16 protein-coding genes and 1 CRISPR repeat array are annotated in these 15451 nt (G+C 68.1%); of the genes, 3 read left to right on the top strand and 13 right to left on the bottom strand.

Annotation, left to right across the window (positions count from 1 at the left end):
• Positions 1 to 44: 44 nt before the first annotated feature.
• Positions 45 to 650: a superoxide dismutase gene (locus tag DS843_RS25445; RefSeq protein WP_149471628.1), complete on the top strand. Its 606-nt coding sequence runs from the start codon at positions 45 to 47 to the stop codon at positions 648 to 650.
• An 85-nt stretch (positions 651 to 735) separates the two neighbouring features.
• On the opposite strand, the gene DS843_RS25450 is transcribed toward DS843_RS25445, so the two are convergent.
• The 5 genes from DS843_RS25450 to DS843_RS25470 form a co-directional block, all read right to left on the bottom strand.
• A complete protein-coding gene (locus DS843_RS25450; protein WP_149471629.1) occupies positions 736 to 1113 on the bottom strand; it encodes an Mth938-like domain-containing protein in 378 nt (125 codons plus the stop codon).
• 29 nt (positions 1114 to 1142) lie between these two features.
• Complete coding sequence (gene secF, locus DS843_RS25455; protein ID WP_149471630.1) at positions 1143 to 2096, bottom strand: protein translocase subunit SecF; 954 nt, start codon at positions 2094 to 2096, stop codon at positions 1143 to 1145.
• 11 nt (positions 2097 to 2107) lie between these two features.
• A complete protein-coding gene (gene secD / locus DS843_RS25460; protein WP_149471631.1) occupies positions 2108 to 3706 on the bottom strand; it encodes a protein translocase subunit SecD in 1599 nt (532 codons plus the stop codon).
• A 36-nt stretch (positions 3707 to 3742) separates the two neighbouring features.
• Positions 3743 to 4117: a preprotein translocase subunit YajC gene (gene yajC / locus DS843_RS25465; RefSeq protein WP_149471632.1), complete on the bottom strand. Its 375-nt coding sequence runs from the start codon at positions 4115 to 4117 to the stop codon at positions 3743 to 3745.
• Between the two features lie 112 nt (positions 4118 to 4229).
• Positions 4230 to 4997: a hypothetical protein gene (locus DS843_RS25470; RefSeq protein ID WP_286192308.1), complete on the bottom strand. Its 768-nt coding sequence runs from the start codon at positions 4995 to 4997 to the stop codon at positions 4230 to 4232.
• A gap of 327 nt (positions 4998 to 5324) precedes the next feature.
• A CRISPR array of direct repeats spans positions 5325 to 5879; the repeat unit is 37 nt; unit sequence GTTTTCCCGGGTAGTAATGCCCGGGCCTCATTGAAGC.
• A gap of 199 nt (positions 5880 to 6078) precedes the next feature.
• On the opposite strand from DS843_RS25470, the gene DS843_RS25475 reads away from it, so the two are divergent.
• A complete protein-coding gene (locus DS843_RS25475) occupies positions 6079 to 6936 on the top strand; it encodes an ATP-binding protein (protein WP_149471691.1) in 858 nt (285 codons plus the stop codon).
• On the opposite strand, the gene DS843_RS25480 is transcribed toward DS843_RS25475, so the two are convergent.
• Genes DS843_RS25480 through serS form a run of 4 tightly spaced genes read right to left on the bottom strand, consistent with a single transcriptional unit; the run spans position 6893 to position 10931 of the window.
• Entirely contained in the window at positions 6893 to 8260 is a 1368-nt protein-coding gene (locus tag DS843_RS25480; protein WP_286192309.1) for a LysM peptidoglycan-binding domain-containing M23 family metallopeptidase, read from the bottom strand. The two genes, DS843_RS25475 and DS843_RS25480, sit on opposite strands and share 44 nt — an antisense overlap.
• A complete protein-coding gene (locus DS843_RS25485) occupies positions 8200 to 8853 on the bottom strand; it encodes a protein-L-isoaspartate(D-aspartate) O-methyltransferase (protein WP_149471633.1) in 654 nt (217 codons plus the stop codon). Before DS843_RS25485 ends, DS843_RS25480 begins: the two co-directional genes overlap by 61 nt.
• 27 nt (positions 8854 to 8880) lie before the next feature.
• Positions 8881 to 9663, bottom strand: coding sequence for a 5'/3'-nucleotidase SurE (surE, locus tag DS843_RS25490; RefSeq protein WP_149471634.1), 783 nt, complete (start codon positions 9661 to 9663; stop codon positions 8881 to 8883).
• Complete coding sequence (gene serS / locus DS843_RS25495) at positions 9663 to 10931, bottom strand: serine--tRNA ligase (protein WP_149471635.1); 1269 nt, start codon at positions 10929 to 10931, stop codon at positions 9663 to 9665. Before serS ends, surE begins: the two co-directional genes overlap by 1 nt.
• A 186-nt stretch (positions 10932 to 11117) precedes the next feature.
• Here serS and DS843_RS25500 point away from each other — a divergent pair, with 186 nt between their 5' ends.
• Positions 11118 to 12278: a GGDEF domain-containing protein gene (locus tag DS843_RS25500; protein ID WP_167525464.1), complete on the top strand. Its 1161-nt coding sequence runs from the start codon at positions 11118 to 11120 to the stop codon at positions 12276 to 12278.
• Positions 12279 to 12300: 22 nt separating this feature from the next.
• Here DS843_RS25500 and tatC read toward each other — a convergent pair whose 3' ends face one another.
• From tatC to DS843_RS25520, 4 genes are all read right to left on the bottom strand, one after another.
• Positions 12301 to 13104: a twin-arginine translocase subunit TatC gene (tatC, locus tag DS843_RS25505; RefSeq protein ID WP_149471637.1), complete on the bottom strand. Its 804-nt coding sequence runs from the start codon at positions 13102 to 13104 to the stop codon at positions 12301 to 12303.
• Positions 13105 to 13127: 23 nt separating this feature from the next.
• Positions 13128 to 13697, bottom strand: a complete 570-nt coding sequence (gene tatB / locus DS843_RS25510) for a Sec-independent protein translocase protein TatB (protein ID WP_149471638.1) — start codon at positions 13695 to 13697, stop codon at positions 13128 to 13130.
• 48 nt (positions 13698 to 13745) lie between these two features.
• Positions 13746 to 14024, bottom strand: coding sequence for a twin-arginine translocase TatA/TatE family subunit (locus DS843_RS25515; protein ID WP_149471639.1), 279 nt, complete (start codon positions 14022 to 14024; stop codon positions 13746 to 13748).
• Positions 14025 to 14124: 100 nt separating this feature from the next.
• A complete protein-coding gene (locus DS843_RS25520; RefSeq protein WP_149471640.1) occupies positions 14125 to 15435 on the bottom strand; it encodes an ABC transporter ATP-binding protein in 1311 nt (436 codons plus the stop codon).
• Between the last annotated feature and the right edge of the window lie 16 nt (positions 15436 to 15451).

Genomic DNA, 15451 nt, shown 5'->3' on the forward strand with positions numbered 1-15451 from the left:
GGCTCGGGCCGAGATGGGACAATTCAAGAAGAGAGGGTAACTCAATGGCGTTCGAACTGCCGCCGCTCCCGTACGCGTACGACGCTCTGGAGCCGTTCATGTCGTCGCAGACTCTCCACCTGCACCATGACAAGCACCACCAGACCTACGTCACCAACCTGAACAACCTGACGAAGGACAGCCCGCTGGCCGACGCCAGCCTGGAAGACGTCATCAAGCAGAGCTATGGCGACGCCTCCAAGCAGGGCCTGTTCAACAACGCCGGTCAGGTGTGGAACCACACCTTCTACTGGCAGAGCATGAAGAAGAACGGTGGCGGCGCCATCCCGGGCGAGCTTGAGAAGCGCCTGATCGCCGACTTCGGCAGCGTCGACAAGTTCAAGGAGGAGTTCTCCAACGCCGCCATCACCCAGTTCGGCTCGGGCTGGGCGTGGCTCTACATCGACGGCGGCAAGCTGAAGATCTCCAAGACCTCCAACGCCGACACCCCGCTGGCCCAGGGTCACTTCCCGCTGCTCACCGCCGACGTGTGGGAGCACGCCTACTACGTCGACTACCAGAACCGCCGCGCGGACTTCGTGAAGGCGTTCCTGGAGAGCCTGGTGAACTGGGAGTTCGTGGCCGAGCGTCTGTCGAAGGCCCCGGCCTGATCCCCTGCCGGATCGCCGAAACGGAAAAGGCCCCCGATCAGGGGGCCTTTTCTTTTGGAATATCGCCGCTTCACTCCGTGCCGCTTCACACCGGCAGAAGCGCCGCTCCCACCCGCCGGCCCTCGGCCAGCAGCACGTTGTAGGTGCGGCAGGCCGCTCCGGTGTCCATCACCTCCACCACAAGCCCGGCCTCGCGCAGGCTCTGGCGCAGGGCCTTGGGCAGAAGCTCCATCCGCGCGCCGGAGCCCAGCAGAAGGAACTCCACGCGCGGCTCCGCCCGGATGACCGGGGCGAAGTCGTCGGGCGTCAGATCGGCGAAACCCGTGGGGCGCCAAGCCTCGGTCCGGTCGGGAAAGACCACCACCGCGCCCGTGCGCCACTGCCCGGACACGCAGAACTGCCCTTCCCCGTAACCGTCGATGACCTGCCGGTCCGACGGAATGATCGGCGTGATGTCCGCCATCGCCTCCCCGCTTGTTCCTGTTGCTTCGGTCAGGGCATCGGATTGGCGGCCGGGGCCGCGTTTTCCGCCGGTGCGTTGCGGCGCAGCCGGTTCTCGCCCAGGAACAACAAGATGGGGGCGGCGATGAAGATGGACGAGGAGGTCGCCAGGAAAATGCCGAAGATCAGCACGATGCCGAAGTCCTGCAACGCCTCGCCGCCGAAGAAGGCCAGCGGCAGGATCGACAGCAGGGAGGACAGGGAGGTGCCCAGCGTGCGGTTCAGCGTCTCGTTGATCGAGCGGTCGATCAGTTCGCGCAGAGGCATCTTCTTGTAGATGCGAAGGTTCTCGCGCATGCGGTCATAGACCACGACCTTGTCGTTGACCGAATAGCCCATGATCGTCAGGATCGCCGCCACCGCCGTCAGATTGAACTGCAAGCCGGTGACGGCGTAGAAGCCGACGATCTTCGTCACGTCGAGCAGCAGCGTGGCGACCGCGCCCGCGCCGAACTGCCATTCGAAACGGAACCAGATGTAGACCAGCATCGCCACCATGGCGAGGCCGAGCGCCAGCATGCCGTTGAAGAACAGCTCGCCGCTGACCGACGCGCCCACCGCCTCCACGCGGCGGACGACGGTGCCGGGAAGCTCCTGCGCCAGGGTCGCGCGGACCTTGTCCGCCGCCACCTGCTGGGCCGCGTCGTCCCCGGGCTGGCGCTCCAGCCGGATCAGCACGTCCTGGGGAGAGCCGAACTCCTGCAACGCCACCTGCCCCATGTTCAGGGCGCCCAGCGTATGGCGGAGCTGGGTGAAATCGGCGGCCTGCGGGGTGCGCGCCTCGATGACGATGCCGCCGCGGAAATCGATGCCGTAGTTGAGGCCGGGATAGAAGAACAGCGCCAGGGACGCCAGCGACAACAGCGCCGACACGATCAGGCCGGCGTACCGGCCGCGCATGAAGGGGATGTTGGTGTTGTCTGGAACCAGACGAAGCCGGAACATGGATGGTCCTCTCAAACCGGCAGCGCGGCGGGCCGCGTCCGACGCAGCCAGCTCACCATCATGAGACGCACGAGCACGGTCGCGGTGAACAGCGAAATCAGGATGCCGAAGGTGATGGTGACGGAGAAGCCCTTGATGGCGCCGGTGCCCAGGACGAAGAGCAGCGCCATCTTGATGGCCGTCGTCAAATTGGCGTCGACGATGGTGGAATAGGCCCGGCTGAAGCCGGCCTCCAGCGCACCGAACACGCCGCGGCCCTTCTTCGTCTCCTCGCGGATGCGCTCGTTGATGAGGATGTTGGCGTCCACCGCCATGCCCAGCATCAGCAGAACGCCGGCGATGCCCGGCAGAGTCAGCGTGGCGTTCAGCACCGAAAGCGCCGCCATCGTCAGCACGAGGTTGATCAGGAGCGCGAAGCAGGCGAAGGCGCCGAACAGTCCGTAGGCGGCGATCATGTAGACGCAGACCAGCACGAAGCCGATGCCCACCGACATCAGGCCGGCGCGGATCGAATCGGCGCCCAGGTCGGGGCCGACCGTGCGTTCCTCGATCACCTTCAGCGGGGCCGGCAGGGCGCCGGCGCGCAGCAGGACGGCGAGGTCGTTGGCGTCGGCGGCGGTGAAGTTGCCGCTGATCTGGCCGCGCCCGCCGGTGATCGGCTCGCGGATGACCGGAGCGCTGATGACCTTGTTGTCCAGCACGATGGCGAAGGGCCGCCCGACGTTGGCGCGGGTCACGTCGGCGAAGCGGCGGGCGCCGATGCTGTCGAATTCGAAATTCACCACCCATTCGCCGGTCTGCGGGTTGTTGCCCGCGGTGGCGTTGGTCAGGTTGGCGCCGTCCACCTCGACCTTCTTGCGGATGACGTAGGCGCTCTGCGTCCGCCCCCCTTCCGCGGAGGGCAGGATGTCGGTGCCCGGAGGGGCGCGGCCCGCCGTCGGGTCGGCGTTCATGTCCACCAGACGGAAGGTCATCTTCGCGGTGGTGCCGAGAAGCCGCTTCACGCGGTCGGGATCTTCCACGCCGGGAAGCTGGACCAGGATGCGGTCGCTGCCCTGGCGGGCGATGGTCGGCTCGTTGACGCCGGTCTCGTCGATGCGGCGCCGCACGATCTCGATGGACTGCTCCACCGCCTGGGTGGCGCGCTCGCGCAGCGCGACCTCGCTGAGCGTGGCGGTGACGCTGCCGCCGCTGGACGCGACCTCCAGATCCGGCTGCCCGCCGCCCAGCGGACCGCCACCGATGGTGTTGGCAAGCTGGCGCAGCGCGCGCACCGCCGTGTCGGCCTGCGCCGGATCGCGAAGCTGCACGGTGATGCCGCGGTCGCCCGCGTTGATCGCCGTGTAGCCGACATTGTCGTTGCGGAGCTGGGTGCGCGCCGAATCGACCAGGCTCTCGACGCGGTCACGGATGACCGCGCCCATGTCCACCTCCAGCAGCAGGTGCGACCCGCCGCGCAGGTCGAGGCCGAGGTTGACACGGTTGTTCGCGTACCATTTCGGCAAAGACGCCAGCGTCTCGCGGCTGAGGAAGTTCGGCAGCGTGAGGATGGTACCGAGCACGCAGATCGCGACGATCAGAAAAATCTTCCAGCGCGGAAAATACAGCATTCGTAAACCAGTCCCGTTCGCTACCGGAGGTCCGCGTTACTTGCGGTCCACGACCTTTTCGTCGGCCTTCTCGTCGGCCGCGCTCTTGGCCGGCTCGGACTTCGACAGCACGATGTTCACGGTGGCGCGCATGACGCGCACGCGGACGTTCTCGGCGATCTCGACCTGAAGCTCGTCCTCGGGGCCGACCTTGGTGACGGTGCCGATGATGCCGCCGCCGGTCACCACGCGGTCGCCGCGGCGGATGGCCTCCAGCATGCTCTTGTGTTCCTTCATCTTCTTCTGCTGCGGACGGATCAGCAGGAAATAGAAGACGACGAAAATCAGAATCAGCGGCAGGAACTGCACGATCATGTCGGCCCCGCCGGCGGCAGGCGCGGCGGTCTGTGCATAGGCCGTCGAAACGAACATCTGGAGGCTCCCTGTGGTTTTGGTTCCGAAGGCGCAGCGGGCGCTCGCGGACGCGGCGACTATAACGGTCCGGGCCGTCGATGCAATGGAATAGGGGTACGCCCGCCGGGCTTCAAGGGCCGCGGCTGTCCATCAGGGCAAAGAGAAGCAGGAAGCGCCGCATGCAGGGTGCCTCCACCGGCTCCACCCCGTGGAACGACCGGTCGGACGGCGCGTAGGCCAGCAGATGGTTGGGCAGGAAGGGCGCCGTGCCCGCCAGTTCGAAATCCTCGCGCGGGAACCGCTCGGTCGACCGGTCGAGGGGTGCGGTGAAGGAGGGGTCGCGGGGCCGGTACAGCGCCGTGCCCAGATGCGGGCGGCTGCCGTCCTCCGGCATGTAGAGCAGCATGGACAGGAAGGTGCCGAACACGTCGGTGTGGGGCAGCATGGAGTGTCCCGCATGGTCTTCGACCAGCCGCGCATAGACCACGGGCGGACGCGCCGCGAAGCCGCCGTCGAGCTTTGCGGCCAGCGAGGGGAAGCGCGGCGCCAGCCGGACCAGAGTCTCCGGCCCGAACAGGGAATCGCGCACCTCCCGCCAGACCGCCCCGGCATCCGGTTCCATCGCGTCCAGGACCCGGTCGGTCAGGAAGGTTTGATAGCGCTGGGGAAGGGTGTCCATCTGCAGTTGGGCCAGCGCCTCGAACTTCGGCCAGTGGGCGATGGCGCGGGCGTAGAGGTCCGCCGGCAGAGCGTCCGGCACCACCAGATGCGGGAAGGGGTCCTCCCGCAGCGGGGTTTCCTCCAACCGCCGCAGGACATGCCCGGTGCTCTCCAGCGCCACGGAGGGACCGGCGGGCAAGGCGGCAGGCGAGGAAGTGTCGGACCGTAAAGCGTGCATGATCGCCTCGTGTTTCGCGTTCAAATCACCATAACGGCGCCACTCCCCGCTCCGCAAGCGCACCACGCGCCCGGGGTACCAAGTGCGGGGATGACCGGCCCAGTTCCGGCTGCTATGATCGCGCGCGTTGCCGCTGCCGTGCGAGCGGTCCGGTACCCGTCGAAACCCCGGACCCGCTCGCAAAATGGAAATCGTTGATTTCCTGGGGTTCTTGGACATGGTGAAGAACAAATCCGGCACAACGCCGCCACGCGTTCGCCGAGAATCGAGGACCGATCGAATCCAGTCCGATTCTCCAAGCCCGTTCAACGGGGTGCAATCCACCCTGTTTTCCCGGGTAGTAATGCCCGGGCCTCATTGAAGCGTGGAGATCGCCGACATGCTGCGGGGGTTCGCAAAGTTTTCCCGGGTAGTAATGCCCGGGCCTCATTGAAGCATTACCAGTGTTGTTTCGATCACTTCGGGCAGCTGTGTTTTCCCGGGTAGTAATGCCCGGGCCTCATTGAAGCAAAATCCGGCAACGAGGATTGGGCGAACAAGGAAGTCGTTTTCCCGGGTAGTAATGCCCGGGCCTCATTGAAGCACGCGCAGCCGCAACCGGCGCAACAGCCGGCCCCGGAGTTTTCCCGGGTAGTAATGCCCGGGCCTCATTGAAGCAGCCCGGTCTCGACTTCCGACCACTGCGCGTTTGCCCGTTTTCCCGGGTAGTAATGCCCGGGCCTCATTGAAGCCGCCGCAACACCGTGATGCAACAGGTGCAACAGGCCGGTTTTCCCGGGTAGTAATGCCCGGGCCTCATTGAAGCGCGGCGTACCGGTGCATGGCGGCGGCGAAGATGGAGCGGCGTTTTCCCGGGTAGTAATGCCCGGGCCTCATTGAAACACCATACCGTTCACCGAGGAGCCGACCGAGGTCGTCATCCCGCACAGCAACGTCCGAGCCTCCGTCATAAGGACACGACGCCCCCGCCATTCCACCGGAACACCCCACAGCGGTGCGCCCGGTCGTCTTGCCGGTGGCGGGGGTGGCGGGTTAGGGTCGGCGCAACGAAACCGGAAGAAACGCCTGCATAGGGATCATGATGTCGGACGCCCACCTTCTGCCCCTGCTCACCCGCATCGCCGAGGCTCTGGAACGGCTCGCGCCGCCGCCGCCGGGCCGATTGGACCTCACCGCCGCCGATGCCTTCGTCTGGCACGCCGATCCCGACCGGCTGGAGCCGGTGCCCGCCGTCAACCGGGTGGAGATCGGCCTGCTGCGCGGCGTGGAGCGGCAGCGCGACATCCTGCTGGACAACACCACCCGCTTCGCCACCGGCCTGCCGGCCAACAACGCCCTGCTCTGGGGCTCGCGCGGCATGGGGAAAAGCTCGCTGGTGAAGTCGGTGCACGCCGCGGTCGCCCAGGACCATCCCGGCACTTTGGCGCTGGTGGAAATCCACCGCGAGGACATCCCCACCCTGCCCCGCCTGCTCGCCCGGCTGAAGGACGAGCCGCGCCGCTTCATTCTGTTCTGCGACGACCTGTCCTTCGACCATGACGACGCGCATTACAAGTCGTTGAAGGCCGTGCTGGAGGGCGGGATCGAGGGGCGTCCGGAGAATGTGGTGTTCTACGCCACCTCCAACCGCCGCCACCTGATGCCGCGCGACATGATCGAGAACGAGCGGTCCACCGCCATCAATCCGGCGGAAGCGGTGGAGGAGAAGGTGTCCCTGTCCGACCGCTTCGGCCTGTGGCTGGGTTTCCACAACTGCGACCAGCCGACCTACTTCGCGATGATCGAGGGCTACGCCGCCCGCTTCGGTCTGGACGTCCCGGCGGAGCAGTTGCGGGCCGAGGCCGTGGAATGGTCGGTGACCCGCGGCAGCCGCTCCGGCCGGGTGGCGTGGCAGTTCATCCAGGACCTGGCAGGCCGTCTGGGGAAGCCCCTTCGCTGACCCGCGGCTCCATGCGGTCGCGCGGGTCGACCGCCTGGCTGCCCTTGCGCAGTTCGAAATGAAGCTGCGGGCTCGTCACCGATCCGGTCTGGCCGACCGTGCCGATGGCCTGCCCGCGCTTCACCGCCATGCCCCGCTCCACGTCGATGCGGTCCAGGTGGGCGTAGGCGGTGATGAAGCCGTCCGAGTGCTTCACCAGCAGCAGATTACCGAAGCCGCGCAGCTCGTTCCCGGCATAGGCGACCACTCCGTTGTCGGCGGCCACCACCGTGGTCCCCTTCGCCGCGGCGATGTTGAGGCCGTCGTTGTGCAGGCCGTCCGGCTTCGGCCCGAAGGTCGAGATCACCTTGCCCTTCACCGGCCACAGCAGACGCCCGGTGGCGCGCTGCGGCGTCGCCTCCTCCACCGCCTTCGGCGGCGGCGAAGGAGGAGGAGCGGCAGCGACCTCCCGGGCCGGAGCGGGCTGCGGAGCCGGGACCGGAGCGGCCTCGACGGCACGCGGCGCAGGCGCCGGTTCCGGAACGGTGGGCTTCTGGCCGGGCGGACGCAGCGAGGTCGGCGCCTGCCCCGGCTGATAGACGGACGCCGAGGCGGCCGTTTCCGGCCCGCTGGCCGGCTTGGCACCGGGCACCGGGGCGAGGACGGTCGCAGTCTGCGATGGGGTTTGCGATGGGGTTTCCACCGGGGCCGGGGCCGAGGCACCCGGAGGCGGCAGCTCCGCCGCCTGGATGGAACCGCGCGACACCTGCTTGACCGGCGCCGTCGCCACCACCACGCCCCCGACCGCGGCCCCCGCGCTGGAGGACGGCGCCTGCGCCACCGCGGTGCCGCCCGGCGCGTCACCGCCCGGCAGGCGGAGCGGCTGCCCGGCCTGCACCGCGTAGGGCGCGGACAGGCCGTTCAGGCGCGTCAGCTCGCTCATGTCCGCGCTGAACATGCGGGAGATGCCGTAGAGCGTGTCGCCCCGCTGCACGATGTACTGGCGCGACACCGGAAGGACCAGCCGCTGCCCGACCTCCAGCCGGTAGGGCGGAGACAGGTGGTTGACCTCCAGCAGGTCGCGCAGCGGCACGTTGTAGCGCCGCGACAGCGAATAGGCGGAATCGCCGCGCTGCACGATGATGGCGCCGCCGATCGAATCCGGTGCGCTGGACACGGTGGTGACCGGCGCCAGATCGCCGGTGCGCTGCTGGCAGGCGGCGAGCAGCGGCAGCAGCGCCAGCGCCGCGGCAAGGGCGCGCCTCGCCCCGCCGAACGGGCCGGCTATTCCGTTCCGGGTGGGGACGGCGGGTCGGACAGCAACGGTACGAAGCGGACGGGCCACAAGTCCTCCCGTGTGAGACCGGTTTCGGTCCGCCGGATGCGGACGACCCGCTGGCCGCGGTAGTCGCCCCCCAGCGGGATGACCATGACACCACCAACGGAAAGCTGATCCGTCAAGTCCTTTGGCGCCTCGGGACCTCCGGCGGCCGTGACCAGTATGCGCTCGAACGGCGCCTGCTCGGGCCAGCCCCTCGTCCCGTCGCCGTGGCGGGTCGTGATGTTGTGCAGGCCCAGCGCCTGGAATCTCCTCTCCGCCTCGGCCAGCAGCGGGCGCAACCGTTCTACGCTATAAACCCACCGGCAGAGCCGCGACAAAACCGCCGCCTGATAGCCGGAGCCGGTGCCGATCTCCAGCACCGTCTGCCGGTCCTCCAGCTCCAGCGCCTGGGTCATCAGGGCGACGATCAGAGGCTGGCTGATGGTCTGGCCGAGGTCGATGGGAAGCGCCGTGTCCTCCCACGCCTGATCCTGGAAGGGGCCGGGGACGAACAGCTCGCGCGGGATGCGCTCGATCGCGGCCAGAACCCGGGTGTCGGTCACGCCGTTGCGGCGCAACGCCATCAGAAGCCGGATCTTGCGTGCCTCGACCGTCACATCCCGTCCATCACGCCAAGGGAAGCCTCATTCGAACGCATGCCGCAGGGTCTGGAGCGTCGGCGTGTGCGTCAGATCCAGATAGATCGGCGTCACCGAAATGCCGCCGGAGAAGACCACATGGATGTCCGTGTCGGGCGCCACGTCGGCCTCCCCGCGCAGGGTTCCAATCCAGATATAGGGCTTGCCGCGCGGATCGACACGCTCCACCAGCTCGTCGCCGATCTTGCGCTTGCCGTGGCGCACCACCTGGATGCCGGTGACCTTCTCCGCCGGGCAGGCCGGGAAGTTCACGTTCAGCAGCACGTTCTTCGGCCAGGCGACGGTCACCGCCTTGCGGACCACCTCCGCGCCCCAACGCTCCGCCGCCGTCCAGTCGATCTGCACACGGTTCTCGTAATGCTGGCTGAGCGCAATGGCCGGAACGCCCAGCAGGGTCGCCTCCATGGCCGCCGCGATGGTGCCGGAATAGGTCACGTCCTCGCCGATGTTGGAGCCCTGGTTGACGCCGGACAGGACCAGAGTCGGGCGGGCATCCTTCATGATGTGGTTGACGGCCAGCAGCACGCAGTCGGTGGGCGTACCGTCCACCGTGAAGCGCCGCTCCCCCAGCTCGCGCAGGCGCAGCGGGCGGTTGATGGTCAGCGAATGGCTGGCCGCCGACTGCTCCATCTCCGGCGCCACCACCCACACGTCGTCGGTGATGGAATGGGCGATGGCCTCCAGGACCTTCAGTCCCTGGGCGTGGATGCCGTCGTCGTTGGTGACGAGGATGCGAGCCTTCGACAGGTCGAGAGGGAGATCGAACATCAGGCCGTGATCCTCTCCAGCCCGCGCATGTAGGGCCGGAGCGCTTCGGGAACCAGGATGGAGCCGTCGGGCTGCTGGTAGTTCTCCAGCACCGCGATCAGGCAGCGCCCGACCGCCACGCCCGAGCCGTTCAGGGTGTGGACGAACTGCGTCTGCTTCTCGCCCTTCGGACGGCAGCGGGCTTTCATGCGGCGGGCCTGGAAGTCGCCGCAGTTCGAGCAGCTCGAAATCTCGCGGTACATGTTCTGGCCGGGCAGCCAGACCTCGATGTCGTAGGTCTTGCGCGCGGAAAAGCCCATATCGCCCGTGCACAGCGTCACCACGCGGTACGGCAGGCCCAGCCGCTGGAGGATGGTTTCCGCGCACTGGGTCATGCGCTGGTGCTCCGCCTCCGACTGGTCCGGGGCGGTGATGCTGACCATCTCCACCTTCCAGAACTGGTGCTGGCGGATCATGCCGCGGGTGTCGCGCCCCGCCGATCCGGCCTCGGCGCGGAAGCAGGGAGTCAGCGCGGTGTAGCGGTAGGGCAGTTCCTCCGTCGCCACGATCTGGTCGTTGACGAGGTTGGTCAGCGGCACTTCCGAGGTCGGGATCAGGTAATGGTCGGTGCCCGTGCGGAACAGGTCCTCCTCGAACTTCGGAAGCTGGCCGGTGCCGAACAGGGCGTTGTCGCGCACCATCAGCGGCGGCGCGATCTCGGTGTAGCCGTGCTCGCCGGTGTGGATGTCCAGCATGAAGTCGGCGAGCGCGCGTTCCAGCCGGGCCAGACCGCCCTTCAGGACGGTGAAGCGGGCGCCGGACATGCGCGACGCCGCCTCGAAATCCATCAGCCCCAGCGCCTCGCCCAACTCGAAATGCTGCTTGGCGTTCTCGATGGCCTTCGGCTCGCCCCAGCGGCGGATCTCGACGTTGGCGGTCTCGTCCGGACCCTCCGGCGCGTCGTCGGCGGGCAGGTTCGGGATGGTGGCGAGCAGCCGGTCGAGTTCGGCGCCCAGGGCCTTCTCCTCCTCCTCGACCTGGGGCAGCCGCTCCTTGAGCTGCGCCATCTCGTCCATCAGCGGCTGGGCGTCGCGCCCTTCCCGCTTGGCGAGGCCGATTTCCTTCGCCGCCTCGTTGCGGCGCGCCTGCATCTCCTGAAGCTGGGTCTGCGCGGCGCGGCGGCGCGAATCGAGGTCCAGCACCGTCGGCGACATCGGCTCCAGGCCCCGGCGGGCGAGGCCGCGGTCGAAGGATTCGGGGTTCTCACGGATGGCGCGAAGATCGTGCATGGCTCACGGCGATACGGAATGGGTGGGAGGCTGGTTATAGTCCGCCATCGGGTGAAGGTCCAGTGGCGGCGCCGCGCCGGCCGGTGCGACCTTGAAACGATTCGTATGCCATGCTTTTCGGTGGCGCCGCGGTGAGGAATGGGTGCAAAAACCCCAATCCGATTGCCGTCACCCCCTCCGGACATGATGCTCGACACCCGCACCCTTGTCGTCGCCCTGGTGGGCATCTGCCTTTTGCTGACCGCCGCGGCCTTCCTGGCCTGGAGGGTGCATCGCCACATCACCGCGCTGACTTACTGGGCCGCGGGCGCCCTGAGCGGAGCTTGTGGGTTGGCGCTGATCGCGCTCTACGGCGTTTGGCCCGCCGCCCTGGTCGTGCCGCTGGCCAACGCGCTGGTGGCATCGACCTATGTGCTGAACTGGGCCGGCGTGCGCAGCTTCGCCGGGCGGCCCATTCCCTGGCGACGCGGGCTGGCGGTGCTCGCGGCGATGACCGCGGGCAATATATGGTTCGTGGCGATCGACAACGACGTGACGGCGCGAATCCTGATCGCGTCCACCGGGTTCTGCGGCCTGTCGCTGCTCACGGCGCAGGAACTTTGGCGGATGGAGCCGGCGGACCGGTTCCGGCGGGCGCGGCGCGTGACCGCCATGGTCTTCATCCTCCACGCCCTGTTCGTTGCCGGGCGGGCCGTCCTGACCGTCTGGAGCGAGCCGGTCGACAGCGTCCTGGACTCCGATCCGGTGCAAAGCGCCAGCTTCCTGGAGACCATCCTGGCCGTTACGGCCTGGGGCTACGGCTTCCTCTCCATGACCAGCGAACGGCTTCAGGCGGATTTGGACCGGATCGCCACCATCGACCCGCTGACCGGCGCCTACAACCGCCGGGCCTTCATGACGTACGCCGAGCGGGAGTTGGCGCGGTCGCAGCGCCATGGGACGCCGCTTACCCTGCTGCTGCTCGATCTCGACCGGTTCAAGAGGGTCAACGACACCTTCGGCCATCTGGCCGGGGACGCGCTTCTCCGCCGCTTTTCCGAGATCGTCGTGGCAAGGCTGCGACGCACCGACCTGTTCGGGCGCTATGGCGGCGAGGAATTCTGCGTGCTGCTTCCCGACACCGACCACCGCGGGGCGGCGGCGTTGGCGGAGGCGCTGCGGCGCGACGTGGCGGCGCGGCTGCTGCCCTTCCAGGGCCACGAGATCGCCGCCAGCGTCAGCATCGGCATCGCCGCCTGCCGCAGCGGCGAGGTTCTCGACGCGGCTTTGGCCGCCGCCGATCAGGCCCTCTACCGGGCCAAGCGAAACGGCCGCAATCAGGTCATGATCGCCGAGGCGGCGGACTGAAACTGTGTGGTGGCGAAGCGGCCTACGCCTGCTCCGCCGCCTTCTCGTTGGCGTCGCGCTTCTTCTCGATGCTGCGGCCGATCCAGATCGACACCTCGTAGAGCGCCAGCAGCGGGATGGCGAGGCCAACCTGGCTGATGACGTCCGGCGGGGTCAGGACCGCCGCGACGACGAACACGAACACGATGGCGTAGCGACGCTTGGTGGCCAGGGTTTCCGTGGTCAGCAGCCCGGCGCGGATCAGCAGGGTCAGCAGCACCGGAAGCTGGAAGGCCAGACCGAAGGCGAAGATCAGGTGCATCACGAGGCCGAGATACTCGCTGACGCGGGCCTCGAACTCGATGGGAAGCACGTCGGCCCCCGCGCCGGGGTGGAACTCGAACCCCAGGAAGAAGCGCCAGGCCATCGGAAAGATGAAGTAATAGACCATCGCCCCGCCCAGGAAGAACAGGACCGGGGTGGCCGCCAGGAACGGCAGGAAGGCCTTGCGCTCGTGCTTGTAGAGGCCGGGCGCGACGAACATCCAGATCTGGCTGGCGACGATGGGGAAGGACAGGAAGCAGCCGGCCCAGAAGGCCACCTTCACATAGGTGAAGAAGGCTTCCGTCAGGCCGGTGAAGATCATCCGCCGCCCCCCTTCCTTGGCCAGGATGTCGGCCAGAGGCTGGACGAGGAACAGGTAGATCCGGTCGGAGAAGGCGTAGCAGACGAAGAAGGCGATGATGATCGCCAGCGTCGCGTACATCAGACGGTTCCGCAGTTCGACCAGATGGTCGATCAGCGGCATCTTGCTTTCTTCGAGCTCGTCGTCGGATTCGCCGGTCATGCGCGTTTCGCCTGACACAAGGGTCACGCCTGCTTGTTCGTGGTTGCCGCCGCAGCGGAGTCAGCGGCGGCCGGGGCCGTCGCCGGTTGCGCCGCGACGGGTTGGGGCGCCACGGGTTGAGCCGCCACGGGTTGAGCCGGAGACGGCGTGAACTCCGCGGGCGGAAGCGGCGGCAGCGGGGCCGTGACCGGCGGTTCGGTCGCCGGCTGCGGCTGGGCCGCCGTCACCTGCGGAGAACCGACGGGGGCGACCGGGGCCGGTCCGTCTTCCGGCGGGCTGCCGGGATAGCCGTTGGCCCCCAGATTGGCCCCGACGTCGAAGGCGCCCTTCAGTTCCCCCTTCGGATCGATCGTGTTCTCGACCATCCGCTGGAGGTTCGTGTCGCGCACCTTCAGGGCCTCCTTGCGAAGCTCGTCGAGTTCCGCCTCGCGCATCATGTCGTCGAGGTGGCCCTGGAAGTCGCGCGCGACCAGACGCGCCTTCTTCACCCATTTTCCCAGGGTGTAGATGGCCTTGGGCAGGTCTTTCGGGCCGATCACCACAAGGGCGATGACCGCGATGACCATCAGTTCCGACCATGCGATGTCGAACATGGCTCCTCAGCCTTTCGAAACGGCGCGGGGACGGGCGGCGCCGCCCGTTCAGGTGCGGGCCGTCTCGTCCTTCTTCACGCCGGGATCGGCGGCGGGGGGAACCGGATGAACCGAAGACACCGGCTGGGCAGGCGGGGCCGGCTGATTCGGCAGGACCTTGGCGTCGGCGCCGGGAGCGGCGCCCTCCTCCTCGTCCTTCAGGCCGGCCTTGAAGTTCTTGATGCCCTTGGCGAGGTCGCCCATGACCTTCGGCAGCTTACCGGCGCCGAACAGGAGCAGGACGATCAGAAGGACGATAACCCAATGCCAGACGCTGGAGAATCCCATGACACACGTTTCCTGAACAGGCGGCCCAATGGCGGGGCGGCACTATGGCAGAAAGGTTCCCCTCCCGCAACGATCGGTCGGGCGAAACCGCTCAGACGACTTAAGTGGGTGCACCGGCAGGAAAAACGAAGGCCTGGCACAGATCCATGCACACCGAAACATGACCTTGTTCGGGCGGCAGGAACTGGCCGGGCATGCGGGAGTGCAGATGCACCGCCCCGCCCTTCCCGTCCGGCACGTCGAGATGGATCAGGCTGGTGCGCCCGAGAAGGCGCGCCGCCATCACCCGCGCCAGCACCGGCAGCGCACCGGCAGGCGCCGTGGCGGTGGGCTGGGCGGACAGCTTCAGCGCTTCCGGGCGGATCAGCACGTCGACGGCGGTGCCGTCCGCGATGTCGGTGGGGATCGCGCCGGCGGGCGTTTCCACCGCTCCGTCCCGCACCACGCCCGTCAGCCGGTTGACCTCGCCGAAGAACTCCGCGGCGAAGGCGTTGACCGGGCGGGTGTAGAGATCCACCGGGTTGCCGACCTGCACGACCTCGCCGGCGCGCATCAGCGCGATCCGGTCCGCCAGGAACATGGCCTCCTCCGGATCGTGGGTGACCAACATGGTGGCCGCCCCGTTCTGCTTCAGCACATGCAGCGTCTCGTCGCGCACCTGCTCGCGCAGCCGGGCGTCCAGCCCCGAGAACGGTTCGTCCAACAGCAACACCGCCGGGTTCGGGGCGAGCGCGCGGGCCAGCGCCACGCGCTGCTGCTGCCCGCCGGAGAGGTGGTGCGGAAAGGAATCGGCGTAGCCGGCCATGCCGACCTGCCCCAGCGACTCCAGCGCGCGCTTGCGCTGCGCCTCGCCGGACAAGGAGGTCAGGCCGAAACGCACGTTGTCGAGCACCGACAGGTGCGGGAACAGCGCGTAATCCTGGAAGACGAGGCCGACGCCGCGCCGTTCCGGCGGCACCGCGCCGCGCTCGTCCGCCACCACCCGGCCACCGATCCGCACGGAGCCGGTCTGAACCGCCTCCAGCCCCGCGGCGATGCGAAGGAGCGAGGACTTGCCGCAGCCGGACGGCCCGCACAGGCAGACGATCTCCCCCGCCCCGATGGTCACGCTGACGTCGTTCACCGCGACCACGCGCCCATAGCGATGGGTCACGCCATCCAGCGCCAGAGCCTCCGCCACGATGGCGGCGGCCCCGCCCTGCGGCCCGAAGGCGTCCAGATGCCGCCCGTTCGCGGGGAGGGTCACCGGTGCGGCCTCGCAGGGGGCGCCCTCCCGCGGGTCGGCGCCGCGCGCGAAGAGGGCCGACGCCTTGTCCCGCAGCGAGTCGCGCAGCCGGGCCGGACGGGGCTCCGAAACGGTCTCTCCGGGGGCGGAAAAGGAACGGGCATCGGTGACGGACGGACGATCCATGGCGGTCCCAGTCTGA

The organism is Roseomonas genomospecies 6 (assembly GCF_008365375.1).
Lineage (GTDB): Bacteria > Pseudomonadota > Alphaproteobacteria > Azospirillales > Azospirillaceae > Azospirillum.